General features: G+C 71.5%; 24 protein-coding genes. 19 read left to right on the forward strand and 5 right to left on the reverse strand.

From position 1 onward, the window contains the following. Positions 1 to 49 precede the first annotated feature (49 nt). From ABCR83_RS08140 to ABCR83_RS08165, 6 genes are all read left to right on the forward strand, one after another. Complete coding sequence (locus tag ABCR83_RS08140; protein WP_462694165.1) at positions 50 to 3,877, forward strand: hypothetical protein; 3,828 nt, start codon at positions 50 to 52, stop codon at positions 3,875 to 3,877. Between the two features lie 65 nt (positions 3,878 to 3,942). Next, positions 3,943 to 4,413 (forward strand): hypothetical protein, encoded by a 471-nt coding sequence (locus ABCR83_RS08145; protein ID WP_462694166.1) that lies wholly within the window; start codon positions 3,943 to 3,945, stop codon positions 4,411 to 4,413. A 167-nt stretch (positions 4,414 to 4,580) separates the two neighbouring features. Continuing rightward, positions 4,581 to 5,564: a DUF6545 domain-containing protein gene (locus tag ABCR83_RS08150; protein ID WP_462694167.1), complete on the forward strand. Its 984-nt coding sequence runs from the start codon at positions 4,581 to 4,583 to the stop codon at positions 5,562 to 5,564. A gap of 66 nt (positions 5,565 to 5,630) precedes the next feature. Next, positions 5,631 to 6,425, forward strand: a complete 795-nt coding sequence (locus ABCR83_RS08155; protein WP_462694168.1) for an APH(3') family aminoglycoside O-phosphotransferase — start codon at positions 5,631 to 5,633, stop codon at positions 6,423 to 6,425. A gap of 83 nt (positions 6,426 to 6,508) precedes the next feature. Next, the gene (locus ABCR83_RS08160) at positions 6,509 to 6,991 is read left to right on the forward strand and encodes an Lrp/AsnC family transcriptional regulator (RefSeq protein ID WP_462694169.1); all 483 of its coding nucleotides are present in this window, start codon (positions 6,509 to 6,511) and stop codon (positions 6,989 to 6,991) included. Between the two features lie 167 nt (positions 6,992 to 7,158). Further along, the gene (locus ABCR83_RS08165) at positions 7,159 to 8,085 is read left to right on the forward strand and encodes a D-alanyl-D-alanine carboxypeptidase family protein (RefSeq protein ID WP_462694170.1); all 927 of its coding nucleotides are present in this window, start codon (positions 7,159 to 7,161) and stop codon (positions 8,083 to 8,085) included. 49 nt (positions 8,086 to 8,134) lie between these two features. Here the strand turns inward: ABCR83_RS08165 and ABCR83_RS08170 are convergent, their stop codons facing one another. Continuing rightward, a complete protein-coding gene (locus ABCR83_RS08170) occupies positions 8,135 to 8,557 on the reverse strand; it encodes a YjbQ family protein (RefSeq protein WP_462694171.1) in 423 nt (140 codons plus the stop codon). Beyond that, positions 8,554 to 8,757, reverse strand: a complete 204-nt coding sequence (locus tag ABCR83_RS08175) for a hypothetical protein (protein WP_462694172.1) — start codon at positions 8,755 to 8,757, stop codon at positions 8,554 to 8,556. Before ABCR83_RS08175 ends, ABCR83_RS08170 begins: the two co-directional genes overlap by 4 nt. An 80-nt stretch (positions 8,758 to 8,837) precedes the next feature. Here ABCR83_RS08175 and ABCR83_RS08180 point away from each other — a divergent pair, with 80 nt between their 5' ends. The 3 genes from ABCR83_RS08180 to ABCR83_RS08190 are packed head-to-tail and all read left to right on the forward strand — an operon-like array spanning position 8,838 to position 11,715. Then, entirely contained in the window at positions 8,838 to 9,560 is a 723-nt protein-coding gene (locus ABCR83_RS08180; protein WP_462694173.1) for a (Fe-S)-binding protein, read from the forward strand. A 23-nt stretch (positions 9,561 to 9,583) separates the two neighbouring features. Then, entirely contained in the window at positions 9,584 to 11,032 is a 1,449-nt protein-coding gene (locus ABCR83_RS08185; RefSeq protein WP_462694201.1) for a lactate utilization protein B, read from the forward strand. Positions 11,033 to 11,070: 38 nt separating this feature from the next. Continuing rightward, on the forward strand, positions 11,071 to 11,715 hold the full coding sequence (locus ABCR83_RS08190) for a LutC/YkgG family protein (RefSeq protein ID WP_462694174.1): 645 nt from the start codon (positions 11,071 to 11,073) through the stop codon (positions 11,713 to 11,715). On the opposite strand, the gene ABCR83_RS08195 is transcribed toward ABCR83_RS08190, so the two are convergent. Next, positions 11,699 to 13,504, reverse strand: a complete 1,806-nt coding sequence (locus ABCR83_RS08195; protein WP_462694202.1) for an ABC transporter ATP-binding protein — start codon at positions 13,502 to 13,504, stop codon at positions 11,699 to 11,701. The two genes, ABCR83_RS08190 and ABCR83_RS08195, sit on opposite strands and share 17 nt — an antisense overlap. 118 nt (positions 13,505 to 13,622) lie before the next feature. Between ABCR83_RS08195 and ABCR83_RS08200 the strand changes: the two genes are divergently transcribed. From ABCR83_RS08200 to ABCR83_RS08215, 4 genes are all read left to right on the forward strand, one after another. Continuing rightward, positions 13,623 to 14,066, forward strand: coding sequence for a MarR family winged helix-turn-helix transcriptional regulator (locus ABCR83_RS08200; RefSeq protein ID WP_462694175.1), 444 nt, complete (start codon positions 13,623 to 13,625; stop codon positions 14,064 to 14,066). A gap of 109 nt (positions 14,067 to 14,175) precedes the next feature. Then, on the forward strand, positions 14,176 to 14,406 hold the full coding sequence (locus tag ABCR83_RS08205; RefSeq protein ID WP_462694176.1) for a FitA-like ribbon-helix-helix domain-containing protein: 231 nt from the start codon (positions 14,176 to 14,178) through the stop codon (positions 14,404 to 14,406). Then, positions 14,403 to 14,834, forward strand: a complete 432-nt coding sequence (locus ABCR83_RS08210; protein ID WP_462694177.1) for a type II toxin-antitoxin system VapC family toxin — start codon at positions 14,403 to 14,405, stop codon at positions 14,832 to 14,834. The genes ABCR83_RS08205 and ABCR83_RS08210 overlap by 4 nt, the downstream gene beginning before the upstream one ends. A 158-nt stretch (positions 14,835 to 14,992) precedes the next feature. Next, positions 14,993 to 17,506, forward strand: coding sequence for a DEAD/DEAH box helicase (locus tag ABCR83_RS08215; RefSeq protein WP_462694178.1), 2,514 nt, complete (start codon positions 14,993 to 14,995; stop codon positions 17,504 to 17,506). A 29-nt stretch (positions 17,507 to 17,535) separates the two neighbouring features. On the opposite strand, the gene ABCR83_RS08220 is transcribed toward ABCR83_RS08215, so the two are convergent. Beyond that, complete coding sequence (locus tag ABCR83_RS08220; RefSeq protein ID WP_462694179.1) at positions 17,536 to 17,943, reverse strand: roadblock/LC7 domain-containing protein; 408 nt, start codon at positions 17,941 to 17,943, stop codon at positions 17,536 to 17,538. Positions 17,944 to 18,210: 267 nt separating this feature from the next. Between ABCR83_RS08220 and ABCR83_RS08225 the strand changes: the two genes are divergently transcribed. The 4 genes from ABCR83_RS08225 (at position 18,211) to ABCR83_RS08240 (ending at position 21,901) form a co-directional block, all read left to right on the forward strand. After that, positions 18,211 to 18,483, forward strand: coding sequence for a hypothetical protein (locus tag ABCR83_RS08225; protein ID WP_462694180.1), 273 nt, complete (start codon positions 18,211 to 18,213; stop codon positions 18,481 to 18,483). A 213-nt stretch (positions 18,484 to 18,696) separates the two neighbouring features. After that, positions 18,697 to 19,590, forward strand: coding sequence for an alkaline phosphatase family protein (locus ABCR83_RS08230; protein ID WP_462694181.1), 894 nt, complete (start codon positions 18,697 to 18,699; stop codon positions 19,588 to 19,590). A 2-nt stretch (positions 19,591 to 19,592) separates the two neighbouring features. Continuing rightward, complete coding sequence (locus ABCR83_RS08235) at positions 19,593 to 20,873, forward strand: MFS transporter (RefSeq protein WP_462694182.1); 1,281 nt, start codon at positions 19,593 to 19,595, stop codon at positions 20,871 to 20,873. Further along, complete coding sequence (locus ABCR83_RS08240) at positions 20,870 to 21,901, forward strand: TolB family protein (protein WP_462694183.1); 1,032 nt, start codon at positions 20,870 to 20,872, stop codon at positions 21,899 to 21,901. The genes ABCR83_RS08235 and ABCR83_RS08240 overlap by 4 nt, the downstream gene beginning before the upstream one ends. A gap of 18 nt (positions 21,902 to 21,919) precedes the next feature. On the opposite strand, the gene ABCR83_RS08245 is transcribed toward ABCR83_RS08240, so the two are convergent. Further along, positions 21,920 to 22,102: a hypothetical protein gene (locus tag ABCR83_RS08245; RefSeq protein ID WP_462694184.1), complete on the reverse strand. Its 183-nt coding sequence runs from the start codon at positions 22,100 to 22,102 to the stop codon at positions 21,920 to 21,922. Positions 22,103 to 22,292: 190 nt separating this feature from the next. On the opposite strand from ABCR83_RS08245, the gene ABCR83_RS08250 reads away from it, so the two are divergent. Together ABCR83_RS08250 and ABCR83_RS08255 are read left to right on the forward strand one after the other, a co-directional pair. Next, a complete protein-coding gene (locus ABCR83_RS08250; RefSeq protein ID WP_462694185.1) occupies positions 22,293 to 25,142 on the forward strand; it encodes a DEAD/DEAH box helicase in 2,850 nt (949 codons plus the stop codon). Beyond that, the gene (locus tag ABCR83_RS08255; RefSeq protein WP_462694186.1) at positions 25,139 to 26,365 is read left to right on the forward strand and encodes an SWIM zinc finger family protein; all 1,227 of its coding nucleotides are present in this window, start codon (positions 25,139 to 25,141) and stop codon (positions 26,363 to 26,365) included. The genes ABCR83_RS08250 and ABCR83_RS08255 overlap by 4 nt, the downstream gene beginning before the upstream one ends. Positions 26,366 to 26,380 lie beyond the last annotated feature (15 nt).

Raw genomic sequence — 26,380 nt, forward strand, 5'->3', positions numbered from 1 at the left:
CCGCACAACGGAACAGGAACGGAACCGGAAAGGGGCAGGCAACACTCCCATGGACGCTCCATCGGCCCTCGGCCCAGCAGCAGATCCCGACAGCGAATTCGGCGCCAAATGCGCACGGCTTCTGCAACTCTCCGCACATCCGCAATTGGCGGCCATCGCGCTCCCGGTCTTCCCGATGGACGACTCTGACGCCAGAGAATTCCTGAGCACCCGGCCGGACGACGCCAGGACGGAAACGGCAGGGCTTGAATCCGGCTATGCGGAGTTCCTGCGGCTGCGCAGGCCCGGCCTGCCCGGCCGGGTCGCCGCCCGCTGCGGCCCGGCGCCCTGGATCGTGCGCAGCTCCGGAGCGGAGGACCAGGACCACAACATCAACGCGGGCGGCTACGACAGTCTGGTCTGCTCCGCCCCGGCGGACCTGTTCGCCACGGTGTCGGCCGTGGTCTGGAGCGGCTACCGGGACCACGCCCTCGCTCAGCAGCGCCTCGCCGCACCGGGCCACCGGCCCGCCCCCATCGCCGCCTTCGTCCAGCCGCTGATCGCCCCCGCCGTCACCGGCACACCGCCGGACGCGGACGAGACACCGCTGCCGGACGCGTCCGCGATCGAGGAGATCGCCCGCTGGACCGGGCTGGTGCACCGCCACTTCGGCATGGCACGGCTCGACTGCGAGTGGGTCCTGGAGACCGACGCGGGCACGGTCTCCGGCACCGGCCTCACCGAGGCCGGCCACCGCGGCCGGGTCACCGGCCAGTTGTCCCTCGGCTTCGGGTTCGCCTCCGCCCAGCGCCTGGACCGGGCCGACAACAGCCTGGTGTGGCTCACCGGCGACCCTGGCGGCCACCTGTGGCGAGGTGAGACGCTGCGCGCCACCCGGGTCCACGCCGTGCACCTGGTCCAGGTCCGGCCCGCGCTCGCCTTCGACCCCGCGCCCACGCTCCACGTCCTCACCGACGACGCCCGCCGGCGGTGGGAACGCGACTGCGTGGTGCGCCCGGCGGACATCCTCATCCCGCCGCGCACCGTGACCGCGACCGGCTTCCTGACCGCCACCCGGCTGGACGACGCCTGGGACCGGTATCTGCGGATGGACCCGGCGCAGCGGTCCGCGACCGGCCACGTCCTGGTGGAACGCGGCAGCCCGGCCGAGCATGCCGCGGTGATGTTCCGCCAGTACGGCGTGGCCGTGCTGCGGGGCAGGCCCGAGGACGTCCCGGAGCAGGCCTCCTACCTGCTGGCGGACCCCTGGGCGGAACGCTGCTACTTCGGCACCGGCCGTCCGCCCGAGGTCCAGGCCGAGGCGCGCCGCGTCGCCGCCGTACCGGCGGGGTGCCGGCTGCTGTCCGACCGCCGGTCCGGCGCCCGGGCGGCCGGCGAACTCATCTCCCATGGCAGGCGGTTGACGCCGGAGGCGATGCCGGGGCTCGGCGGCCTGCGGGCGCTGCCGCATCTGTCCCCGGCGGCCGCCCGGCGCCTGGTCGAGCGCAGTTTCCTGCCCGACCCCGAGTGTCACCTGCGCGAGGGCGCCGAGGTGACCTCGCCCGGCTTCACGGCCCGGGCGGCCGAGGCCGCCCTGGCGACGGGCATCGCCCCGGATCTGGTGCTGGCCGCGGTGCCGGACGAGGCCAACACCTATGTCCGCGGCCTGATTTCCGCCCGCAGTGCGGATCCCGCCGGGATCGCGGCCGTCCTGCCCCGCTGTGCCCGCCTGCTCTCCCCGGAGCGGCTGGCCGCGACGATCGGCGGCGTCCCGGATGTACGGCTCGCCGTGGAACTCGCCCGGTTCGACGGGCGGCCGGACATCTCCGACGCGGTCCTGCGGCGGCTGGTGCCGACGGCCCTCGCGCTGGCGGACGGCGGCGCCGGCCATGCGGCGCGGTCCGTGCCGGCGGCGGTGCGTTCGCTCGCCGACGCCATGGCGGCGCTGGATGTCCACTCCGCCCGCGAGCGCACCGAGGTCCCGCTGCGGCTGCTGGCCGCCCTGCCGCTGGCCGACCCGGACGCGACGGTGGAGCTCTGCGGTCTGGCCCGGCGGTCCTCCCTGCCGCCGGGCGAGACGGCCCGTCTGGTGGCGGCGGCCGCCGGGGACAAGGGCTTTGCCGAGCGCCATCTCGCCCTGGAGCGCGGCCGGGTCGCGCTGGCCGCCGCCGCCCCGGCCGAGGCTCCCCGCCGGGCCGGCGAACTGGCCGTGGCCCACCGGTCGTACACCGCCGGTCCGCTGCTGGACGGGGACGACGGCTTCCTGCTCCGGCTCGCCCGGTGCGATCTGATCGAGAGCTATGACGCCGCCCTCAAGCGGATCCTGCTGGAGCTGGTGGAACGGCCCGGGCCGGTACTCCACCAGGCCTATCTCGGGGTGCTGTCCGCCTGGCTGGAACTGGCCGCCGGGTTCGGTCCCTCGCCGCACGAGGCACGGGCCATGGGGGTCTTCGCCTCATGGATCGCGGCCTGGCGGGACGGCGCGCCCGCCACCGACTACACCATCGAGGAGAACGCCTCCTGGCGACGGCTGCTGGACGGCGCCGCCCGCGCCACCACGACCCCGCGGCCGCCGGCCAACCCGCACCGGTTGCACAACGCCATTCACCAGTGGCTGCTGGCCACCACCGAGCGCTACCCGGTCGACCGGGCGCCCAGCGGAGTCGCCGCGCTCCATCGCATCGCCGACCGCTTCTGCCCGGGCGGCAACAAACTGCTCCGGCTGACCCGGGACTCCTTCGAGCTCGATGTGCCGCTGTCCCTGCACAAGGCGAGCCTGCTCTTCACCCCCGACCGCATCGAGGCCGAGTGGAGCGAGCAGCCGGATGTCACCGCGGAGGAAACCGGCCGGCTGCTGGCCTTCGAGGTGCTGCTCGACCGCTTCGGCCACTGGTTCCCCGGCGTCGTCTTCCGCACCGAGCGGCTGCTGTCGGCGGGCACCTGGACGCTGCGCATCGAGGCCCGGCCGGCCGGCCCGGCGGCCCGCTTCGACCACGACCATATGCGGCTGGTTCTCGGCCTGTTGCGGACCCTCTTCGACGGCTCCTACGACTTCTCCTATGTGCCGAACGAGGAAGTCGCCGACCTGGCGGACGTCTTCCGCGACCCTCGGTGGCGTCCGGTCTTCGCCGCCCTGCTCGACTACCGGATCCGGTACGACGATTCGCCCCAGTACCAGGCCCTGGAGACCCTCCCGCTGGGCACGGCCATCGGCATGCTCTGCACGGACCCCTGGACCCGGGAGGCGGTGCTGCGCCTGGTGGAGAAGGAGGCCGAGGCGGCGGTGCAGCAGTTGGACGACCTCACATGCTCGCTGGCGGAACTGGCGGGGCAACATGCTCCGGCCGGCTGGGCGCAGGTGTTCAACAGGGTCCGGCAGCTGGCGCTCTTCCTCGCTGCCCGCCACCCCCGGGCGGCGGCCGGGATACTCGCCGCCCGCCCGCATGCCCCCTGGGCGGACGCCCTGGCCGTTGCCCTGCTGCCCCGCGCGGACATCTGGGAGTTGCTCGAGGAGGAGGCGGTCGCGGCGGACGAGGCGCTCGCCGGCCTGGTCCGGCGGCATGCGCCCCATCTGGTGATCACCGCGGCGAACGCCGTCGAGGTCGCGCGGACGCTGCTGGCGGCACCCAAGGCGCACCGCCGCTGCAAACAGCACCTGGCCCACCGGTACGCCACCCGGCTGGACGCGGCCGGGCTGCTCGCACCGCTGGTGGCGGACCTCGAAGTCGTTCCCCACGGCCAGGACGCCGAGCAGGAGGCGGCGCTGCGGCGGGCCGTCGAGGAGGCGGGCGGCCGGCTCCGCGCCGGCATCCGGTCGAAGGTCGACGACACGCACGAGGTGTTCCGCCGACCGCGAGGGGATCGATTGTCAACAGGGTTGATTGGTGGTAGTGGTTGACGGCGCAGGCTGTCCGCTTGAGCGGGTGTTCGGTCCATCGCAGATCATCGGGGTAAGGACGGCGCATGAATGCCAACCCATCGGCATCCGACCGGGCCGACCGTCCCTTGGTGCGCAAATTCGACCAGCGGCTCAATGAACTGATCGCCGCCCTCCACCCCGATGAACGCAGGCGGCCCGGGTATGCCCGCCTTGCCAAGGAGATCCGCGAGACCACAGGTGGCACGATTTCCGGCACCTATCTGTGGGAGCTGGCCACCGGGAAGAAGCGCAACGTCACCCTGGAGCAACTCGACGTCCTGGCCGAGTATTTCGGCGTGCCCCCGGAGTACTTCATCAGCGAGGAAGTGGCCCAACGGGTCAGTTCCCAGCTCAAATTGGCCGCCGCGCTGCGTGACGCCCGGGTCCGTAACCTGGCGCTCCGGGCGCAGGGGTTGTCACCGGCGGCGCTGGACGCGTTGCTGGCCATGGTGAATGAAGTCCGCAAGGTGCAGAACCTCTCGTCCGTAGAGGATGACGAGGCCGCGAACGGTTGAGCCGCCGTCCTGCCGGGTGTGAACCGGCAGGACGCCGACGGCCGCGGGCACCGGGGCGGGTGCCGATCCATGGGGCACGCCCCGGGCTCCGCTCCCCGCCGCCGTGCGGCCGATGACCTTCCGGCACACACCATTGCTGTCCGAGGAAGGATTGACAGGGACCCTCCATGCCACACAGGTATGTCCAACTGCGCCGCCACTGCAAGGCAAAACTGGACCAGTTCGACCTCCCCCGCCCTTTCTCCATCGACGCCCTCTGCCGCCGCATTGCCCAACAGCGCGGCAGACCACTGCACTTGCACCCATTACCCCGTCAGGCCGCCATGGCCGGAGCCTGTGGCTTATGGCTCGCGACCGCCAGTGACGACCACATATTCTTCGAGCACCACACGGCACGGCTCCACCAGGAACACATCGTGCTGCACGAGATCGGCCATATGCTCTTCGACCACCATGCCGTGAGCGGCGGCCTGGGCCCGGCGGGCCTCCTCGCCGACCTCGATCCGGGCGTCGTCCGGCGCCTCCTGGCACGTACCAGCTACACCACGCGGCAGGAGCAGGAGGCGGAGATGCTGGCGAGCCTGATACGTGCCGGTGACCGGCGCGGCAGGGACGAACCAGACGGGGTACTGGGCAGGCTTCAGGCGGCTGCCGGAGTGACCGTCCGCGCCGCCACCAGCTTCCGGACCGTCTGGCGGCTGTGGCCGCTATGGCGGCAATTGGTCGACGCGGCACCGCAGGTCGCCCTGATGAAACCGCGGTCCCGCATCCGGGAGGTCCTCTTGCCGCGCCATCCATGGGAGTTGTTCGAGTACCGCAAAGTCATCGAGACCCATGACGCCATCCTCGCCCTGCGCGGCTACGCGGGCCCGTCCGTTCCCGGGCTCGCCCGGCGGTACACGGCCGCCGCGGGCCTCTCCGGAGGGTCTCTCGAGGTGACCGTCCTGGCCTGCGAGCTCGGCGAGGCCCGCCGCGCCAAACTCGCCGGGCTCCCCCAACGGCCCCAGCCGAACGCCCCGTTCCGGGTGAACAGCCACACCCTCGGGGACGAGCGGGAGTTTCTCCTACGCCTGGCCCGCGCCTATGACTCGCCCTTTGTACGGAGCTTTCACCGCTATGCGGAACGGCAGAAACACGTACCCGGCGAATGAATCCCGGCACCGCCGGAATTGCTTATTCCCATTCCCGGCGCGGCGAGACCCGGCCAAGATGTGACCATGAACAACACACTACGGAATCGCTACCCCGGCCATCTCTGGACCCCCGTCACCGATGGCGACTCGGGCGCCTTCGTCCACCGGCTCTCCGGCGCGTCCGAGCTCTATGCGAAGGTCGTGCCCCGGCAGAGCGGGACGGCTCCCGGTCCCGACCTCAAGGCCGAGGCCGATCGCCTGCGCTGGCTGGCCGAGCGAGGCGTTCCCACCTCGCGGGTGGTCGACCTGGGGTCCGACGACAGCGGGTCATGGCTGGTCACCGAAGCCGTACCGGGCGTCTCCGCAGCGGCGGAGTGGCCCGCGGGCCAACGGCGGGCGGTGGCCGCGGTCATGGCCGAAGTGGCTCGCCGACTGCATGAACTTCCCGTCGCCGACTGCCCGTTCGACCAGAGCCTGGCGGTGACGATGCCGCAGGCGGCCCACAACGTCGAAGCCGGACTGGTGGATCTGGAAGCCCTCGAGGACGAGCGGCAGGGCTGGTCGGGCCGGCGACTGCTGGACGAGCTCGCGCGCACTCGCCCGGCGACGGAGGATCTCGTCGTATGCCATGGCGACCTCTGCCCCAACAATGTGCTCCTGGACCCCGGGACGGGCCGGCTCACCGGGGTCATCGACGTCGGCCGCCTCGGCCGCGCGGACCGGCATGCCGATCTCGCCCTGGCGATCAGGGAACTCGGCCGCGAGGAGGACCCGTGGTTCGGTCCGGCCTGCGTGGCACGTTTCGTCGAACGCTATGGGGAAGACCGGGTCGACAAGGAGCGGCTGGCCTTCTACCAGCTGCTGGACGAGTGCTTCTGATGCCCTGGCGGCACCACGAAGAAAGCTGGGCCATTGGTACAGTGACCGGCCACACATGCCGACCACAGGGGAGCCGTTGACCCATGGCCGTGGACGCGTTGGACGCAAAGATCCTCAGGCTGCTGCTGGAGCGGCCGCGTACCTCGGTCCGCGAGTACGCACGGCTGCTGGGCATCGCGCGCGGCACCCTCCAGGCCCGGCTGGACCGGCTGGAGCGCACGGGCGTGATCACCGGCACCGGGCCACGGCTCTCCGCCGCCGCGCTCGGTCATCCGGTGCTGGCGTTCGTCCATATCGAGGTCACCCAGGGCCGTCTGGACCCGGTGGCGGACGCGCTGGCCGAGGTGCCGGAGATCATCGAAGCGTTCTCGATCACGGGCGGCGGCGATCTGATGGCGCGCGTGGTGGCGCGGGACGCGGCCCATCTGGAGGACGTGATCCAGCTGCTGGTGCGGATGCCGGGCGTGGTGCGCACCCGCACCGAAATGGTGCTGCGCGAGCGGGTGCCCTACCGGATGGTGCCGCTGGTGGAGTCGGTGGGACGGGCCGGCCGGGCGGGTGGCTGAGCCCTGGTCCGGCCTGTGGGCCAGGTGTTCAGCCGTCAAAGTCCTGCGGTGCGCGGCCGGGCGGGGGAGGCATCTCGACGGTCCCGGTTTCCCTTCGGGGGGCGACGGGTGGGAGTATCGGCCGGTCCGTTCGGCAAACGAGATAACAGCATGGAAATGGGATGTATATGCAGCGACATGGGGGAAGACCGGCCCGCCGGTGGGCAGTCGCACTGACCGCGTCGACCGCCGCCTGCGCGGTCGCGATACCGGCGGCCACCGCCGAGGCCGCGAGCGGCCCGTCGGGCATCGCGGCGAAGGGGGCCTTCCTGCTCGACAGCGGTGCCAACCGCCAGCTGTGGGGCAAGGACGCCGACGTCAAGCGGCAGATGGCCAGCACCACCAAGATCATGACCGCGGTGGTGGTCCTGGACACCCGCGGGGTGAATCTCAACAAGCAGATCACCATCAAGCAGTCCTACCGCGACTATGTCCAGCGCAACGGCGCGAGCACCGCGGACCTGCGCACCGGTGACAAGTTGACGGTACGTCAGCTTCTCTATGGCCTGATGCTCCCGTCCGGATGTGACGCGGCATATGCGCTCGCCGACAACTTCGGCACCGGCAAGACCGAGGCCGCGCGCACCAAGTCGTTCATCTCCCAGATGAACAAGAGGGCCGCGGCCCTCGGCCTGAAGAACACCAAGTTCGACTCCTTCGACGGCATATCAGACAAGGGGGACAACCACAGCACGCCTCGCGACCTGGCGAAGCTGGGGCAGCACGCGCTCGGCAGCAGCACGCTCCGCGCGGTCGTCAAGTCGACCAGCACCCGCCAGAAGGCCGCGAACGTCAACCGCACCTACACCTGGTACAACACCAACAAGCTGCTCGGCTCCTACCAGGGCGCCATCGGCATCAAGACCGGCACCGGCACCGCCGCCGGGCCGTGCCTGGTGTTCGCCGCACAGCGCGGCAAGCGCACGGTCGTGGGTGTCATCCTCAATGACCCGGCCAAGCGCTACCCGGACGCGGTCAAGATGCTGGACTACGCGTTCAACACCACCACCAAGGTGAAGCTGCGTCAGCTTCCCGCACTGGCCCAGCGGGACTGACACTCCACTGACACTCCGGGGCCGGACCTGACGGCCCGGCCGGGAGAGGTCAGCCGAGGAAGGTGAGCCGTACCTGGCGGTCCGGGTTGTCGACATTGGTGTCGACCAGGCACACGGACTGCCAGGTGCCCAGTTCCAGCCGTCCGGCGAGGACCGGCAGGGTCGCATGCGGCGGCACCAGGGCGGGCAGCACATGGTCGCGCCCATGGCCGGGGCTGCCGTGGCGGTGCCGCCAGCGGTCGTCGGCCGGCAGCAGGTCGTGCAGCGCGGCCAGCAGGTCGTCGTCGCTGCCCGCGCCCGTCTCCAGGATCGCGACACCGGCCGTCGCATGCGGGACAAAAACATGGAGCAGCCCATCGCGGCCGGCCGCCGCCTCGTGCAGGAACGCCTCGCAGTGGCCGGTGAGGTCGTACACGGTCTCCGTGGAGCCGGTGGTGAGGTCGAGTACCTGGGTGCGGAAGCCATTGGTCATGCGTCCATCTTCGTATGGCCGACCCTGACGTACGGCAGGGTGCACGGCATGCACGCGCTGCCGGGCATGCCGCTGACCGGGACGGACGACTCCCGGCCGGCGGCCGAGGTGATCGGCGGGTACGGGCCCTCGGCGAGCACCATCGGCGCCAGCCGGGCCGGACGCGCGGCGGTGCGGGAGATCAGGGCGCTGTTGGCCACATCGGTGGACGGTCCTTCCCCACCGTCGGCCGCTGCGGCAGTATGAGGCGGCAGACGATCACCGTCACCGCGAGGAGCCCATGCGCGTCGCGCTCTTTGTCACCTGTGTCAATGACATCCTCTATCCCCGCACCGGACGGGCCGTCGTCACCCTCCTCGAGCGGCTCGGGGTGACGGTGGACTTCCCGATGGCACAGAGCTGTTGCGGCCAGCCGTTCTTCAACACGGGCCACCGGCGCCGCACCACACCGCTGGTCCGCCGGTATGTCTCCGCCTTCCGGGAGCACGACTACGTCGTCACCCCGTCCGGCTCCTGCGCCGCCATGGTCCGGGATCAGTACCCCCGGATCGCCGCCGGGGACCAGGCCGTGGCAAAGGTGGCGGGCCGGACCCATGAGCTGACCGAGTTCCTGGTCGATGTGCTGGGAGTGACGGATGTCGGCGCATATTTCCCCTACCCCGTCACCTACCACCCCACCTGTCATGGGCTGCGGGCGCTGGGCCTCGGCGAACGGCCCCGGAAGCTGCTGGAGCACGTCGGGGGGCTGGAGTTGACGGAGCTCGCCGAGGCCGAGGAGTGCTGTGGCTTCGGCGGCACCTTCGCAGTCAAGAACGCCGCAGTGTCCGCCGCGATGGGTGCCGACAAGGCGCGCGCCATCACCGCCACCGGCGCCCGGGCCGTGTGCGCCGTCGACAACTCCTGTCTGATGCACATCGGCGGCACCCTGGCCCGCCAGGGCTCCTCCGTGCGGCCCGTCCATATCGCGGAGATCCTGGCGAGCACCCGGGGAGACCTCTGGTGACGGCCGGCCGCACCCAGCTGGGGATGCCCTCGTTCCCGCGGGCCGCCGCCGTCTCGACCCGGGACGAACGGCTGCGCGCCAACCTCCGCCACGCCACCCGCACCATTCGCGCCAAGCGGGAACGGGCCGTCGCCGAGCTGGACGACTGGCGGCAGCTGCGCGCCGCCGGAGCCGCCATCAAGGACCGGACGCTCCGTCATCTCGAGCACTACCTCCTGCAGTTGGAGGAGAAGGTGACCGCCGCGGGCGGCACCGTGCACTGGGCGGCCGACGCCGCCGAGGCGAACCGCATCGTCACCGGTCTGGTACGGGCCACCGGCGAGCGCGAGATCGTCAAGGTCAAGTCCATGGTGACCCAGGAGATCGGCCTCAACGAGGCGCTGGAGCGGGCGGGCATCCGGGCGTACGAGACCGACCTCGCCGAGCTGATCGTGCAGCTCGGCGACGATCTGCCGTCCCATATCCTGGTCCCCGCGATCCACCGTGGACGCGGGGAGATCCGCGACATCTTCCGCGACCGGATGGCGGCTTGGGGCCGCCCGGCTCCCGAAGGGCTGACCGACCGGCCCGCCGATCTCGCCGAGGCGGCGCGGCTGCATCTGCGGGAGAAGTTCCTGCGGGCCAAGGTCGCCGTCTCGGGCGCCAACTTCATGGTGGCGGAGACCGGCACCCTGGTGGTGGTCGAATCCGAGGGCAACGGCCGGATGTGCCTCACCCTCCCGGACACCCTGATCTCCGTGGTCGGCCTGGAGAAGACCGTGCCCACCTGGCGCGACCTGGAGGTCTACCTCCAGCTGCTGCCCCGCTCCGCCACCGCGGAGCGGATGAACCCCTACACCTCCATGTGGACGGGCACCACCGACGGCGACGGGCCGAGCGCCTTCCACCTGGTGCTGCTCGACAACGGCCGCACCGATGTCCTGGCCGACCGGGTGGGCCGCCAGACGCTGCGCTGCATCCGCTGCTCGGCCTGCCTCAATGTCTGCCCCGTCTACGAGCGCGCGGGCGGCCATGCCTATGGCTCGCCCTACCCCGGCCCCATCGGCGCGATCCTCACCCCGCAACTGCGCGGACTCGCCTCCCCGTTGGAGGAGTCGCTGCCATTCGCCTCCTCGCTGTGCGGCGCCTGCTATGAAGTGTGCCCCGTCGCCATCGACATCCCGGAGGTCCTGGTCCGGCTGCGCGAGCGGGTCGCCGAGGGCGGCGAGGTGACGATCCGCGGCACCCGCACCGTCATCAAGCCCGCCCGCGGGCACGCCGCCGAACGGACCGTGCTGGCGGCCGCGGCCTGGGCGCTGGACCATCCCGGCGTGCTGCGCCGGGGCCAACGGCTCGCGGCCCGCACCCGGCGGTTCCACCCCCGGCGGCTACCGGGACCCGGCCGGGCCTGGTCGGACACCCGTACGCTGCCCGAGGTGCCGCCCGAATCGTTCCGCGACTGGTGGGCCCGCACCCGGGGCGGTGCCTCATAAACGGCCCGCCGGACGGCAGGGAGCGGATCCTGGGCCGGGTGCGGCGCGCGCTGGCGGATGTGCCGTCCCATGAGCGGCCCGGCGACCACCCGGTCGCCCGCGACTATGTGCGCGTCCATGGCAGACGGACACCCGCCGAGTCGGCCGTGCTGCTCGCCGAGAACCTCCTCGACTACCGCGCCGATGTGCACCGTTCGACGGCGGAGCGGCTGCCCGCGCTGCTGGCGGACCTGCTGGCACGGCGCGGCGCGCGCCGGGTGGTCGTCCCGGCCGGGCTGCCCGGCGGCTGGCCGGCCCGGGCGGCGGTGGAGCTCGTCATCGACTCCCCCGATCTGACACCACATCAACTGGATGCCATGGACGCCGTGGTCACCGGCTGTGCGCTGGCGATCGCCGAGACCGGAACCATCGTCCTGGACGGGGGCCCGGACCAGGGGCGCCGACGTATCAGCCTGGTGCCCGACCACCATCTGTGTGTGGTGCGCATCGCCGACCAGATCGTGGACTCGGTGCCGCAGGCCCTTGAACGGCTCGCCCCTGCACGGCCGTTGACCTGGATCTCGGGGCCTTCGGCGACCAGTGACATCGAACTGGACCGGGTCGAGGGGGTGCATGGGCCGCGCCGCCTGGAGGTGATTCTGGTGTCGGGCGAACCGCGCCCTCTCCTCACACCGGCGCCGTGACCCGGGCATCGCGCCGCACCAGGGCGGCGTAGCGCCCGTCGTCCGCGAGGAGTTCGCGATGGGTGCCGCGCTCGGCGATGCGCCCGGCGTCGAGGACGACGATCTGGTCGGCGTCACGGATGGTGGAGAGCCGGTGCGCGATGGTGATCGTGGTACGCCCCGCGGACAGTGCGTCGATGGCCTGCTGCACGGCGTATTCGGTGCGGGTGTCCAACGCGGAGGTCGCCTCGTCCAGGATGAGGACGGGAGGGTCGCGCAGAATGGTGCGGGCTATGGCCAGCCGCTGCTTCTCGCCACCGGAGAAGCGGTGGCCGCGCTCACCGACCACGGTGTCATAGCCATCGGGCAGGGCGGTTATGTGGTCGTGGATCTGAGCCGCCCGGGCGGCGGCGTGGATCTCCTCCTCGGTGGCATCGGGCTTGGCGAAGCGCAGGTTGTCCGCGACGGAGGCGTGGAAGAGGTAGGTCTCCTGCGCGACCACGCCGATGGCGCGGGACAGGGTGGCGAAGTCGAGGTCGCGGACATCCACTCCGTCGATCAGGACCCGGCCGCCGGTGACGTCGTAGAGCCGGGGCACCAGCTGGCTGAGGGTGCTCTTGCCGGACCCGGTCGGGCCGACGACGGCCAGGCTGCTCCCGGCCGGCACCACCAGGTCGATGCCGCTGAGCGCGGCGCCCGACGCATCGTAGGAGAAGGCGACCTCCTCGAAGCGGACCTCGCCGCGGATCCGCTCCAGCCGCACCGGCTTCTCCGGTTCGGTGATCTCCACAGGCAGGTCGAGGTATTCGAAGATGCGCTGGAAGAGCGCGAGCGAGGTCTGTATCTGCACGCCCGTGGTCAGCAGGCTGACCGTGGGCCGCAGCAGGCCCTGTTGCAGGGAGACAAAGGCCACCAGGGTGCCCAGGGAGACCTCCGGGCCGCCCGTCTGCCGGGCGAGGCCGGCGGCCCAGTAGAGCAGGGCGGGCAGGGCGGCCATCACGATGCCGACCACGGACATCCGCCACCGGCCGGCCATGCCGGCCCGGATCTCCAGCCCCACCAGTCGCTCCGACTCCTTGGTGAACGTCTCGGTGAGCGATTCCGCCCGGCCCATGGTGCGGCCGAGCAGGATGCCGCTGACCGACAGCGACTCGGTGACCATGGTGGCCATGGCCGCCATCTGCTGCTGCCGCTGCGAGGTGATCTTCTTGCGCTCACGGCCGACGCGGTGGCTGATCCATCCGAACACCGGCAGCAGGAGCAGCGAGACCAGCGTCAGCCGCCAGTCCAGGGCCAGCATCGCGACCACCGCGGCGACCACGGCGGTGAGGTTGGAGACCAGGGACGTCGCGGTGGAGGTGACGGTGGCCTGCATGCCGCCGATGTCATTGGCGATGCGGGACTGCACCTCTCCGGTGCGGGTCCGGGTGAAGAAGGCCAGGGACATGCTCTGCAGCCGGGCGTAGACCGCGGCCCGCAGATCGTGCATCACCCGCTGGCCGACCGTGGTGGAGATCAGCGTCTGCAGCACGCCGAAGACGCTGTTGACCAGCGCGGCGGCGATCATCCCCAGGGCCAGCAGGCTCAACAGGCCGGTGCGCCCTTGCGGGATGGCGACGTCCAGGACCTCGCGCAGCATAAACGGCGAGGCGACCGTGACCAGGGACGAGGCGGCGACGAGCAGCCCCACGAAGGCCAGCCGGCCGCGGTAGGGACGGAACAGCCGGAGAATCCGCCGCACTTGGGCGGGTTGCTCCGGGTCGGGGGGGTGGTGGGGTGGTGGGGTCCGGTCGATGTCGTCGGGGCGCATGGGCTCCTTCAGTGAGGTGGGGGGCAGCGGCACGGGAGGCGCATCGTCGAGCGCCATGCAGAGCATAGCTCATTGTTACCTATGTTCACTATGAATATTCTCCTGATAGCCTGGGCCGATGACCGCCGCCCCCGACTCGTCCGGCCTGCTCACGGAGCAGTTGTTGCGTCTGACCCGCAGGCTCCACCGGACCCAGAAGCGCTATCTGGATCCGATCGGCATCACACCCGCCCAGTCCCGGCTGCTGCGCGGCGTCGCGCACTATGAGACCCCCCCGCGGATGGCGGATCTGGCCGAGCGCCTGGAAGTGGTCCCCCGGGCGGTCACCACCCTGGTCGACGCCCTGGAGGCGAACGGCGCGGTGCGCCGGGTGCCCGATCCCTCGAACCGCCGGGTGATCCGGATCGAGCTCACCGACCAGGGCCGGGCGACGCTGCGGGCGCTGCGCGAGGCCCGGCGGGCGGCGGTGGAGGATCTCCTCGCCCCGCTGACCGCCGAGCAGCGCGAGGTGCTGGGCGGTCTGCTGGCCGAACTCCTGGAGGGCCCGGTCCACCCTCGCTGACGCGGGTCGGCAGCGCCATCTCGGGTCCGGACCGCGGCACCCACCAACGTCGCGATCACCGCGCGCGGTGGGACATGCGAAACGCAGGCTCAGTAGGTAAAATGCAGGCGTGACTGCGATTACCGTCAAAGACGTGCCCGACCCCATCGCCGATGGACTCAAACTCAAGGCCGCCAAGGCAGGCAAGTCCCTTCAGGCATTCCTCATCGACGTCTTCACCCGGGAGGCGACCACTCCAAGCCTCGCCGAAGCGGTCGAGCGGATGGAGGCCATCGCCGGCACGGACCTCACCGGCATCGACATCGCTGCCCTCACCCAAGAGGGCCGGGAGCGCCGTTGATCGTCATCGACGCTGCCGCGCTCGTCCACGCCCTCACCGATACCGGACCCCGGGGCAGCGCCATCCGTGCCCGTCTCAAAGAGGAGGACGGCCTGGCCGCCCCCTACCTGCTGGATACCGAGATCCTGTCCAACCTGGTGCGCCTGTCCAGGGGCTCCAGAGGAAAATCACCCGTACTCGGCAAGGACCTGTTCACCAAGGCCACCGCCGAGTACAGCAAACTCCCCATCGTGCGGCACGACATCATGCTCCTATGGCCACGCATGACCACCCTGGGGGCGATCCTCTCCGTCTATGACGCTTCGTACGTCGCCCTCGGCGAAGCCCTCGACTGCGATCTGCTGACCAGCGACGCCAAGATCAAGAGCTCGTACGAGAACGCCAAGCCACCCGGGAACGGCCGCAAGATCGGCATCACAGTTCACTGACGCCACCCCACTTTCCTGTCGGCAACTGGGGGCGGGGAAGCCGGATGTGACCTTCGCTGCCGGCCGGCAGGCCGGGCAGGCCGATCTCGCATGCCCGATGATCAACCGCTCGACCGGCCGGTTCTCTGATCGGGCCCGGGGCCAGGCAGTATGGAGGGGTGACCCTTATCGATCAGATGCCGAGCCATGCCGACCCCGATGCCCTCTTCGAGGCCTTCTCGACCTGGGCCGAGGGGCGGGGCATCACGCTCTACCCCGCTCAGGAGGAGGCACTGATCGAGGTGGTCTCCGGGGCGAATGTGATCCTGTCCACACCGACCGGCTCGGGCAAGAGCCTGGTGGCGGCCGGAGCGCACTTCGCCGCGCTGGCCAACGACCAGGTGACGTTCTATACGGCGCCCATCAAGGCACTGGTCTCGGAGAAGTTCTTCGACCTGTGCAAGCTGTTCGGCACCGAGAACGTCGGCATGCTCACCGGCGACGCCTCGGTCAACGCCGACGCCCCGGTCATCTGCTGTACGGCGGAGGTGCTCGCCTCCATCGCGCTGCGGGACGGCAAGGACGCCGACATCGGCCAGGTCGTGATGGACGAGTTCCACTTCTATGCGGAGCCGGACCGGGGCTGGGCGTGGCAGATCCCGCTACTGGAGCTGCCGCAGGCGCAGTTCATCCTGATGTCCGCGACACTCGGCGATGTCTCGATGTTCGAGAAGGATCTGACCCGGCGCACCGGCCGCGAGACGGCGGTCGTCCGCTCGGCGACCCGGCCGGTCCCGCTCTCGTACGAGTACGTCACCACCCCGATCACCGAGACCCTGACCGAGCTGCTGGAGACCAAGCAGTCGCCGGTCTACATCGTGCACTTCACCCAGGCACAGGCGGTCGAGCGCGCCCAGTCGCTGATGAGCATCAACATGTGCACCCGGGAGGAGAAGGACAGGATCGCCGAGCTGATCGGCAACTTCCGCTTCACCACCAAGTTCGGCCGCAATCTCTCCCGTTACGTCCGTCATGGTATCGGCGTGCATCATGCGGGCATGCTGCCCAAGTACCGGCGACTGGTCGAAAAGCTGGCCCAGGCGGGCCTGTTGAAGGTCATCTGCGGTACGGACACGCTGGGGGTGGGCGTCAATGTGCCGATTCGCACGGTGCTGTTCACCGCCCTCACCAAATACGACGGCAACCGGGTGCGTACCCTGCGCGCCCGGGAGTTCCACCAGATCGCCGGCCGGGCGGGCCGGGCCGGTTTTGACACCGCCGGTTTTGTGGTCGCACAGGCTCCCGAGCATGTCATCGAGAACGAGAAGGCCCTCGCCAAGGCGGGCGACGATCCCAAGAAGCGCCGCAAGGTGGTCCGCAAAAAGGCCCCCGAGGGCTTTGTCGCCTGGTCGGAGAACACCTTCGAGAAGCTGATCGGGTCCGAGCCGGAGCCGCTGACTTCGCGCTTCCGGGTCACCCACACCATGCTGCTCTCGGTGATCGCCCGGCCGGGCAACGCCTTTGAGGCGATGCGCCGTCTCCTGGAGGACAACCACGAATCGCGCCGGAACCAGCTGCGGCACATCCGTCGCGCCATCGCCATCTACCGCTCGCTGCTGGACGGCGGTGTGGTGGAGCGGCTGAAGACCCCGGACGCCGAGGGCCGCATCATCCGCCTGACCGTCGACCTGCAACAGGACTTCGCGCTCAACCAGCCGCTGTCGACTTTCGCGCTGGCGGCCTTCGAGCTGCTCGATCCGGAGTCGCCGTCCTACGCCCTCGACATGGTCTCGGTCGTCGAATCGACCTTGGACGACCCGCGCCAGATCCTGGCCGCCCAGCAGAACAAGGCACGCGGCGAGGCCGTGAGCGCGATGAAGGCGGATGGCGTCGAGTACGAGGAGCGCATGGAGCGGCTCCAGGATGTCACCTACCCCAAGCCGCTCGAAGAGCTCCTGTGGCACGCGTACGGCCTCTACAAGAAGTCGCATCCATGGGTCGGCGACCACCCGGTTTCCCCGAAGTCGGTCATCCGTGACATGTATGAACGGGCGCTGTCCTTCACCGAGTTCACCTCCTTCTACGAACTGGCCCGCACCGAGGGCATCGTGCTGCGGTATCTGGCGAGCGCGTACAAGGCGCTGGAGCACACCATCCCGGACGATCTGAAGAGCGAGGACCTCCAGGACCTGATCGCCTGGCTCGGCGAGATGGTCCGCCAGGTGGATTCCAGCCTGCTGGACGAGTGGGAACAGCTGGCGAATCCGGAGGTCCAGACTGCCGAGGAGGCTCAGGAACAGGCCGACCAGGTCAAGCCGGTCACGGCCAACGCCCGGGCCTTCCGGGTGCTGGTGCGCAATGCCCTGTTCCGCCGGGTCGAGCTGGCCGCCCTCGACAAGGTGGCCGAACTCGGCGAGCTGGACGCCGAGTCCGGCTGGGACGAGGACCGCTGGGCCGGGGCGCTGGACGCCTACTGGGAGGAGTACGACGAGCTGGGCACCGGCCCCGATGCGCGCGGCCCCAAGCTGCTGCGGATCGAGGAGCGGCCGGAGGACGGCCTGTGGCGGGTCCGGCAGACCTTCGCCGACCCCAATGGCGACCACGACTGGGGCATCTCGGCGGAGGTCGATCTCACGGCCTCGGACGAGGAGGGGCGGGCGGTGGTCCGGGTCATGGACGTCGGCCAGTTGTAGGGCAGGCCCGGCCGGCCACGGCCCGGTGGTCAGTGCGGCTCCGGGCCGCCCTCCCGCCGGGCCGCGACGTCCACCCGCTCGCCCACCCCGTCGACCAACAGCGTCATCTCATAGGCGACCTGGCCGATATCCGCCCCCTCGCTCCCGAGGACGCACAGGCAGCTGCCCTCCCCCGCGGCAGTCACAAACAGCACACCGCCATCGAATTCGACCATGGTCTGCCGCACCCGCCCCACCCGGAACTGGCGCCCGGCACCCTTGGCGAGGCTGTGCAACCCGGAGGCGACCGCGGCCAGTTGCTCGGCGTCCTCCCGCTCCAGGCTGGAGCTCGCGCTGGTCACCAGCCCGTCGTTGGACAGCACCAGCGCATGTCGTATCCCCTCGACCCGCTGGGACAGGTCGTCGAGTATCGAACCGAGTTCCTTGCCGAGCGCCATGCGCCGCCTCCCCGTGTCACGGTTCCCGAACTGCCGTGCAAGCCTTGCTCACCCGGAACCCGTCGGCAACCCGGCCCCCTCGGCTACCCATGCGTGTCCGCCAGTCGGCGGCCGGTGACGGCGACCACCAGGGCGCCCGGCCGCGCCGCGGGAACTCTGAGCCGGCGCCTGCCTGCCCCCTTTTGGTGACCGGAGATTCAACTGCACGATGGCCGGGCACACTTGGACAACCGCAGGAATGGCCGCTCACGGGGGCAGGTGATCCGCGTGTTCAACCGATTCCACAAGCGCGAACCGGATCCTCCGCCGCAACGCACGGCCCGGCAGCACAACCTCTTCGAGGCCGCGGCCGTCTATGTGGCGGCGTGCGCCGAGGACGACCAGGAGCGCGGCGCGGAGGCGGCGCGCTGGGTCTCGCCGGAGGCGCTCGGCTTCGGTGTGCAGGAACTCGCCTGCCGTGCGGTGATCGCGCTCGCGCGCGAATACGACGAACCCCCGCAGACGGTGACCCGTCGGCTGCTCGGCCTGCCCGCCGCCTAGGGGGTGTCTGGTGGATCTCCGCGGCGTCGCGGAGATCCACCAGACACCCCCTAGGACCCGCCCTGACGCCTGCCCGCCGGCCGGGCTTCACCCAACGCTCGGCCATCCGTCATCACCAAGACGTGTACATGCCAGCAAACACGCTCTACGCTGCCAGCACATCCGCACATCCGCCACCTTCCGTCCACCCCCACGTACGGAGGATCCGTGCCCATGGCAACCCCGCACCCCCGCCGACCGCGCCGTCGCCGTCAACTCGGCGTACTGGCCTCGGCCTTCGGCCTCGCCGCCGCCTCGCTCGGCCTCTGGGCCGCGCACTCCTCGGCCGCCCCGGCCGCCGCGGCGATACCCACCCCGGACCATGTCGTGGTCGTGGTCTTCGAGAACCACGCCTATGACCAGGTCATCGGCTCCTCCAAGGCCCCGTACATCAACTCGCTGGTGGCGGGCGGCGCCAACCTCACCCAGTCGTACGCCGAGACCCACCCCAGCCAGCCGAACTACTATGCGCTGTTCTCCGGCGACACCCAGGGCGTCACCGATGACAGCTGCGTGGACATCGGCTTCAGCAATGCCCCCAACCTGGCCTCCGAACTCACCGGCGCGGGCAAGACCTGGGCAAGCTACAACGAGTCGCTGCCGTCCGAGGGTTCAACGGAGTGCAGAAGCGGGGACTACGCGCAGAAGCACAACCCCTGGTTCGGCTTCAGCAACGTCCCCACCAGCACGGCGCACACCTTCGACGCCTTCCCCGGCGACTACTCCACGCTCCCCACGGTCTCCTTTGTGATCCCGAACCTGTGCAATGACATGCACGACTGCTCGGTGACCACCGGCGACAAGTGGCTCAAGGCCAACCTCAAGGCCTATGCCGACTGGGCCAAGAACAACAACAGCCTGCTCCTGCTCACCTTCGACGAGGACAACAAGCTGAGCGGCAACCGCATCCCGACCGTCCTCTACGGACAGCCGGTCAAGGCGGGCTCCACCTCCGGCACCACCTACAACCACTACGACGTGCTGCGCACCCTTGAGGACATGTACGGCACCCCGCACGCCGGCAATGCCGCCAACGGCCAGGACATCAGCGGCATCTGGAACAGCTGACCGTGTATCTCGCGGACGGCCGCACCTCCGACACTCCGCGCACCGCCGGCCGGGACGGCCGTCCCGGCCGGGCCGCCGTCGTCCCCGGCGCGGTGCTGGTCCTCGGCACCGTCAGTCTGATCACCGACATCTCCTCGGAGATGGTCACCGCCGTGCTGCCGCTCTACCTGGTCACCGAACTCGGCCTGTCACCACTCGGGTTCGGCCTCCTGGACGGGGTCTACAACGGGGTCAGCACCCTGGTACGGCTCATCGGCGGCCGGCTCGCCGACCGCCACGGCGGCAGCCACAAGGCCGTGGCGGCGGCCGGTTACGGCCTCTCCGCGCTGTGCAAGCCCCTGTTGCTCGCCGTGCACACCGTGCCGCTGATCGGTGCCGTGCTCGCCGCCGACCGGACCGGCAAGGGGCTGCGCACGGCGCCGCGCGACGCCATGATCTCGCTCGCCTGTGAACCGGCCGCCCGGGGGCGGGCGTTCGGGGTGCACCGGGCGATGGACACCGCCGGTGCGCTGCTCGGCCCGGTGGCGGCCCTGGTGATCCTGCGGATCGCCACCGGGGGCTATGACGCCGTGTTCACCGTCAGCGGCTGTGTGGCCGCCCTCGGCGTGCTGGTCCTGCTGCTGTTCGCCCCCGGACGCCGCGCCGGCAGGGAACCGGCCGGGCGGCGAGCGGCGGTGCGCACCCCCGTGCGCGAGCTGCTGCGCCGTGCCGCCGTGCGCCGGCTGGCCGGGTGCGCGATGCTGCTGGGGCTGACCACCGTCAGCGACTCCTTCCTCTACCTCACCCTGCAGCGCCGCCTGGATCTGTCCGAATCCTGGTTCCCGCTGCTGCCGTTGGGCACCTCCACCGCGTTTCTGCTGCTGGCGGTGCCACTCGGGGTGATCGCCGACCGGACCGGCCGCCGCCGGCTGTTCCTCTGCGGCCATCTGGCGCTGCTCGGTGCGTACGGGCTGCTGTTCGCCTCGTCCGGGGGCTCCGCCGCGCTGGCCGGTGTGGTGCTCGCCCTGCACGGCGGCTTCTATGCCGCCACCGACGGAGTCCTCGCCGCGGCGACCGCCGACGCGGTGCCGGCGGAGGTGCGGGGCAGCGGGCTGGCGGTGGTGCAGACGGGCCAGGCGGCCGCCCGCTTCGTCTGCTCGATCGCCTTCGGCGCGGCCTGGACCGCCTGGGGCGACCGCACCGCACTGGGCGCGGCGGCCGCCGCACTGGCCGTCGCCGCCGCCCTCAGCGCACTGCTGCTGCGCCCCTCGGCCGTCAACACCGCCCCGGAGGGCGCCCGTTGAACCGCACCCACCGCATCCTGATCCTGCTGGCCGCCGTCCTGGTGCTGGGCGGTGTCGCGGTCGGCGCCACCCTGCACGCGGCGGGGCGGGCGGCCGAGAAGGACCGCGTCCAGGCGGGCGGCCCGGACGTACGACCGGGCGAGGTCGTGCTGGACACCCCGGGCCGCAGCGTCTTCCGGAACATGGCCTGGGGTCCGCACCGCGATGAGCTCACCTCCGTCGCCACAGCGGACCCCACCGGCCCGCGCACCGCCTCCGGAGTGCGCTGCCTGCGCTTCCACTCCGCCGGAGGCACCGGGGTCTGCCTGCGGGCGGTGCACGGCAAGCTCCACGACGGCTACCGCGCCATCGTGCTGGACGCGCACCTGCGCGAGCTGCGCCACTACGACCTGGCGGGCATCCCGACCCGGGCCCGGGTCTCGCCCGGCGGGCACAGCGTCGCCTGGACGGTCTTCGTCAGCGGTGACTCCTATGCGGGCGCCGCCTTCTCCACCCGCACCTCGGTGCTCGACGTCCGCTCCGGCGGGCTGGACCGCAATCTGGAGACCTACCGCTTCTACCTGGACGGCCACCTCCACAAGGCGGCGGACCTCAACATCTGGGGTGTCACCTTCGCCGACGACACCCACTTCTACGCCACCGTCGCCACCGGCGGGCAGACCTATCTGGTGCGGGGCGACCGCACCGAACAGACCCTCCGCTCCCTGCACGCCAATGTGGAATGCCCCTCCCTCTCCCCCGATGGAACCCGGGTGGCCTACAAGAAGCGGGTCCAGGGCTCCTCCTCGGACGCGCCCTGGCGGTTGTACGTACTGGACCTGCGCACCCTGCGGGAGAGCGCCACGGCCGAGCGGCGGAACGTCGACGATCAGGCCGTCTGGCGGGACGACCACACCCTGGTCTACTCCCTGCCCGGCGACTACGGCTCCGATCTGTGGACCGTCCCGGCGGACGGCTCCGGCAGCTCCCGCCGCCTGCTGAAAGCGGCTCTCGCCCCGGCATTTCAAGACGTGCCCGGCACGCTCTGAGCCCCCTACCGGGGCGCGCTAGCGTCCCAACTGCTTGCGCGACACCCGGCGCAGCCGCTTGCGCTGCGAGGAATCCAGCAGCAGATACGCGCCGACCGGCACTCCCACCATCACCAGCACGGCCGGCCAGAACCCCACCAGCCAGAGCAATATCACTCCCACCGCCACACCGCCGACGGCGACCTTGGCCCTGTTGCTCATGTCCCTGCCTCCTCCGCGCGGCGGCTGCCGCTCCGTGCCCCGACAACGCCCGGCGAGCGTGCCCAGTTCCCAGTCTCCACCACGGCGACGTGATGCGACTCACTCAAGTGAGGTCCACACCGCCGGGCCGCCTCGGGTACTCTGTGCCGCCCATGACCCAAGGTAGTCAAATTTGAGGAATTCGCAGCCCGTGACCCCACTTCCTGCCGCGACCCCCTCCCAGCTGTCCCACCTCGCCCACTCCTCGGCCACCTTCCTCCCCGGCGACCCGGCCCGCACCGGATGCGTCGCCTTCTGGCGACCCGACGGGGAAGCCCCCGACCCGCACGGCACCGTCGAAGAGCTCACCATCGCCGTCGCGGACGGCACCGGTGTCGGCACCACGACCGTAAGGGCCACCGTGCTGCCCGTCCGGGAGGCCCTGCCCGTCCTCACCCGCGCCCGTGCCGCCGGGGCCGACGAGGCGGCCGTCTTCTGGGGCACCGCGGCGGTACTCGCCCTGCAACTGGCCGCCCGCGGCCGCCTGTTGCCCTCGCTCACCGCGACCGACCAGGACAGCTGGCGGGTCGGCCCGCCGGCCCCCGACGATCTGCGCCGGATCCGGGAGCTGGCCGACGCGATGCCACCCGCCGCACACGCCGTGCCGCTCCCGGACGGCGACCCGCTGCTGCTGCCGGAGCCGGAGCGGCTGCTGCGCGCCTTCCTGGACGCCGTCGCCGACAGCCTGCCCCGCTCCCCCGCCGCGGCCCTCGCGGCCGGCGGCCGCGCCTTCGCCGCGGACGAACCCGGGCGGCTGCCCGAGCAGCGCGCCTGGGCGGCCGGCCTCGCCGCCGGGCACGACACCGGGGTACGGCTGTCGCTGCGCGTCGAGGCCCTCGGCCCGGTGCAACCCGCGGACGGGCCCGGCCCGCGCTTTCGCGCCGTGCTCCAACTCCACAGCCTCGCCGACCCGGCGCTCGTCATGGACGCCGCACAGCTGTGGTCCGGCGCCGACTGGCCGGTCCGGGACGCCCGGATGAACGCCCTGCTCGCACTGCGCCGCGCCGCCCACGCCTGGCCCGCCCTCTCGCCACTGCTCTCGGTGGCGGTCCCGGACGCCCTCGACCTCGCCGACGAGGAGCTCGGCGAACTGCTCGGCCCGGCGGCAACGGCCCTGGACGCGGCGGGAGTCGAGGTGCACTGGCCGAAGGAGCTGGCCCGAGGGCTCACCACGCGGGCCGTCGTCGGCCCGCCCGAGGACGACCCGCAGCAGGACCGCACATCGGGATTGCCGTCCCTGCTCACCGCCGACGCGCTGCTCACCTTCGGCTGGCGATTCGCCATCGGCGAGACGGAGCTGACCAGGGCGGAGCTGGACCGGCTGGCCGAAGCCAGCCGCCCCGTGGTGCGCCTGCGCGACCAGTGGATGCTGATCGACCCGGCCGCGCTCCGCCGCGCCCGGGACCGCAAGGACCGCAAGGTCACCCCGGTGGAGGCCCTGCAGGCGGCACTCACCGGCCGGGCCCCGGCGGAGGCGGACGACGACGAGACCGTCGAGGTCCGGGCAACCGGCCGGCTGGCGGCCCTCCGTGATCTGATCGCCGACCCCGAGGCCACCCGGCAGCCGGTGGCACAGCCCGCCGCCCTCGCCGCGACCCTGCGCGACTACCAACTGCGCGGCCTCGACTGGCTGAACCGCATGACCTCGCTCGGCCTCGGCGGCTGCCTCGCCGACGACATGGGCCTCGGCAAGACCATCACGCTGATCGCCCTCCATCTGCACCGCCAGACCCTGCCGGACGCGGCGGGTCCGACGCTGGTGGTCTGCCCCGCCTCCCTGCTGGGCAACTGGCAGCGGGAGATCGAACGGTTCGCCCCCGGCACCCCGGTGCGCCGCTTCCACGGCCCGGCCCGGACCCTGGACGGCGTGACGGACGGAGAGTTCGTCCTCACCACCTATGGCACGATGCGGCTGGACGCCCGGCGGCTGGCGGAGGCCGACTGGGGCATGGTCGTCGCCGACGAGGCCCAGCATGTGAAGAATCCGTACTCCTCAACCGCCAGGGAGCTGCGCGGCATCGGCGCCAAGGCCCGGGTCGCGCTCTCCGGCACCCCGGTCGAGAACAACCTGTCCGAGCTGTGGGCGATCCTCGACTGGACCACACCCGGACTCCTCGGCTCGCTGGGCGCCTTCCGCCGGCGCCACGCCCGGCCCGTGGAGGGCGGCGCCGACCCCGCCGCCGCCGAACGGCTGGGTGCGCTCGTCCGCCCGTTCCTGCTGCGCCGCCGCAAGTCCGACCCCGGCATCGCACCCGAGCTGCCGCCGAAGACCGAGACGGACCGCGCCGTCGGGCTCACCAAGGAGCAGGCGGGACTGTACGAGGCGGTGGTGCGCGAGATACTCGCGGAGATCGCGGGGGCCGACGGCCTGCAGCGACGCGGGCTGATCGTCAAGCTGCTCACCGGGCTGAAGCAGATCTGCAACCACCCCGCACAGTATCTGAAGGAGAACGAGCCCCGGATCGACGGCCGTTCGGGCAAGGTCGAGCTGCTCGACGAGCTGCTGGACACCATCCTGGCCGAGGGCGCGAGCGTGCTGGTCTTCACCCAGTACGTCCAGCTGGCGCGGCTGCTGGAACGGCACCTGGCAGCCCGCGGCATACCCACCCTGTTCCTGCACGGCGGCACCCCCGTCGCCCACCGGGAGGAGCTGGTGCGCCGCTTCCAGGACGGCGAAGTCCCGGTCTTCCTGCTGTCGTTGAAGGCGGCCGGCACCGGCCTGAACCTCACCCGCGCCGGGCATGTGGTGCACTTCGACCGCTGGTGGAATCCGGCCGTCGAGGCACAGGCCACCGACCGCGCCCACCGCATCGGCCAGACCCAGCCCGTCCAGGTGCACCGGCTGATCGCCGAGGGCACGGTCGAGGACCGGATCGCGGACCTGCTCACCCGCAAGCAGGCGCTGGCGGACGCCGTGCTGGGCTCCGGCGAGGCCGCGCTGACCGAACTCACCGACGCCGAGCTGGCGGAACTCGTGACACTCAGGGGGACGGACCGATGACCGAACCGACGGAGCGCGTCTTCCAGGCCCTGCCACCCGTCCAGGGGCGCGGCTTCGCGGAGAGCTGGTGGGGCCGGGCCTGGCTCAAGGCGCTGGAGGACACCGCGCTGGACGGCCGGCAGGTGAAGGCCGGACGCAGGCACGCCCGGGCCGGAGCGGTCGGCGCCGTGTCCGTGCGCCCCGGCCGGGTGACCGCGATGGTGCGCGACCGGGACGGCACGCCATTTCGCGCGGATGTGGTCGTCCAGCGGCTGTCCGACGCCGACTGGGACCGTTTCCTCGCCCTGGTGGCCGACCGGGCGGGCCATATCGCCGCGCTGCTGGACCGTGACATGCCGCCCCAGCTGGTCGAGGACGCGGCCGCGGCCGGCACCGAACTCCTCCCGGGCATCGGCGACTTGGAGCCGGAGTGCGGCTGTGCGGCCTGGGACCACTGTCCGCACACCGTGGCCCTGTGCCACCAGGTCGCGCGGCTGCTCGACCAGGACCCGTTCATCCTGCTGTTGCTGCGCGGCCGTGGCGAACGGGAGCTGCTGGACGAACTGCGGGCGCGCAGCGCCGCACACGCGCCCAAGGCTCCCACCGGGATACCCGCGCGAGAGGCGTTCGCGCTGCGCGGTCTCGTCCCGCCACTGCCCGCGCTCCCCCCGGCGGTCGACACTCCGGGCCACCCACCCGCACTGACCGGCGACGCATCTCCGGCCCCGGGCCTCGACCTCGAAGCACTGCGCTTCCTCGCCACCGATGCGGCCGCCCGGGCCCGGCAGTTGCTGACCGAGGCCCTGGCTCCCGGCCATGAACACTCCCCCATACCGGCCCCCCTGACCGTCCGTCAGGACGCGGTGCGCCTGGCCGCGGCCGCCCCGCCCGACTCCGTCGTCACCCGCCTGGCGAGCGGCCGCGGCCAGGACCGCGCCCAACTGGCCCGTGCCGTAAGGGCCTGGGGTCATGGCGGGCCCGCGGCGCTCGACGCGCTGGAGGAGGAGTGGACCCCGGCCCCCGAGGTCCTCGCCCGGGCCCGCGCCCAACTGGCCGCCGCCTGGGAACCCCCGCCCCGGCTGCGCCGGCAGCGCAACCACTGGACGGCGGCCGGCCTCAATGCCCAGCTGCGCTATGGGCGCGACGGCAACTGGTGGCCCTACCGCAGGGAGGGCGGCGACTGGCAGCCCGCCGGCCCCTGCGAGCGTGACCCGGCGACGGCGCTGGGGGTGGCGCTGGGCTGAGCATGTGCGGTGTGG

Source organism: Streptomyces xingningensis (assembly GCF_054957865.1).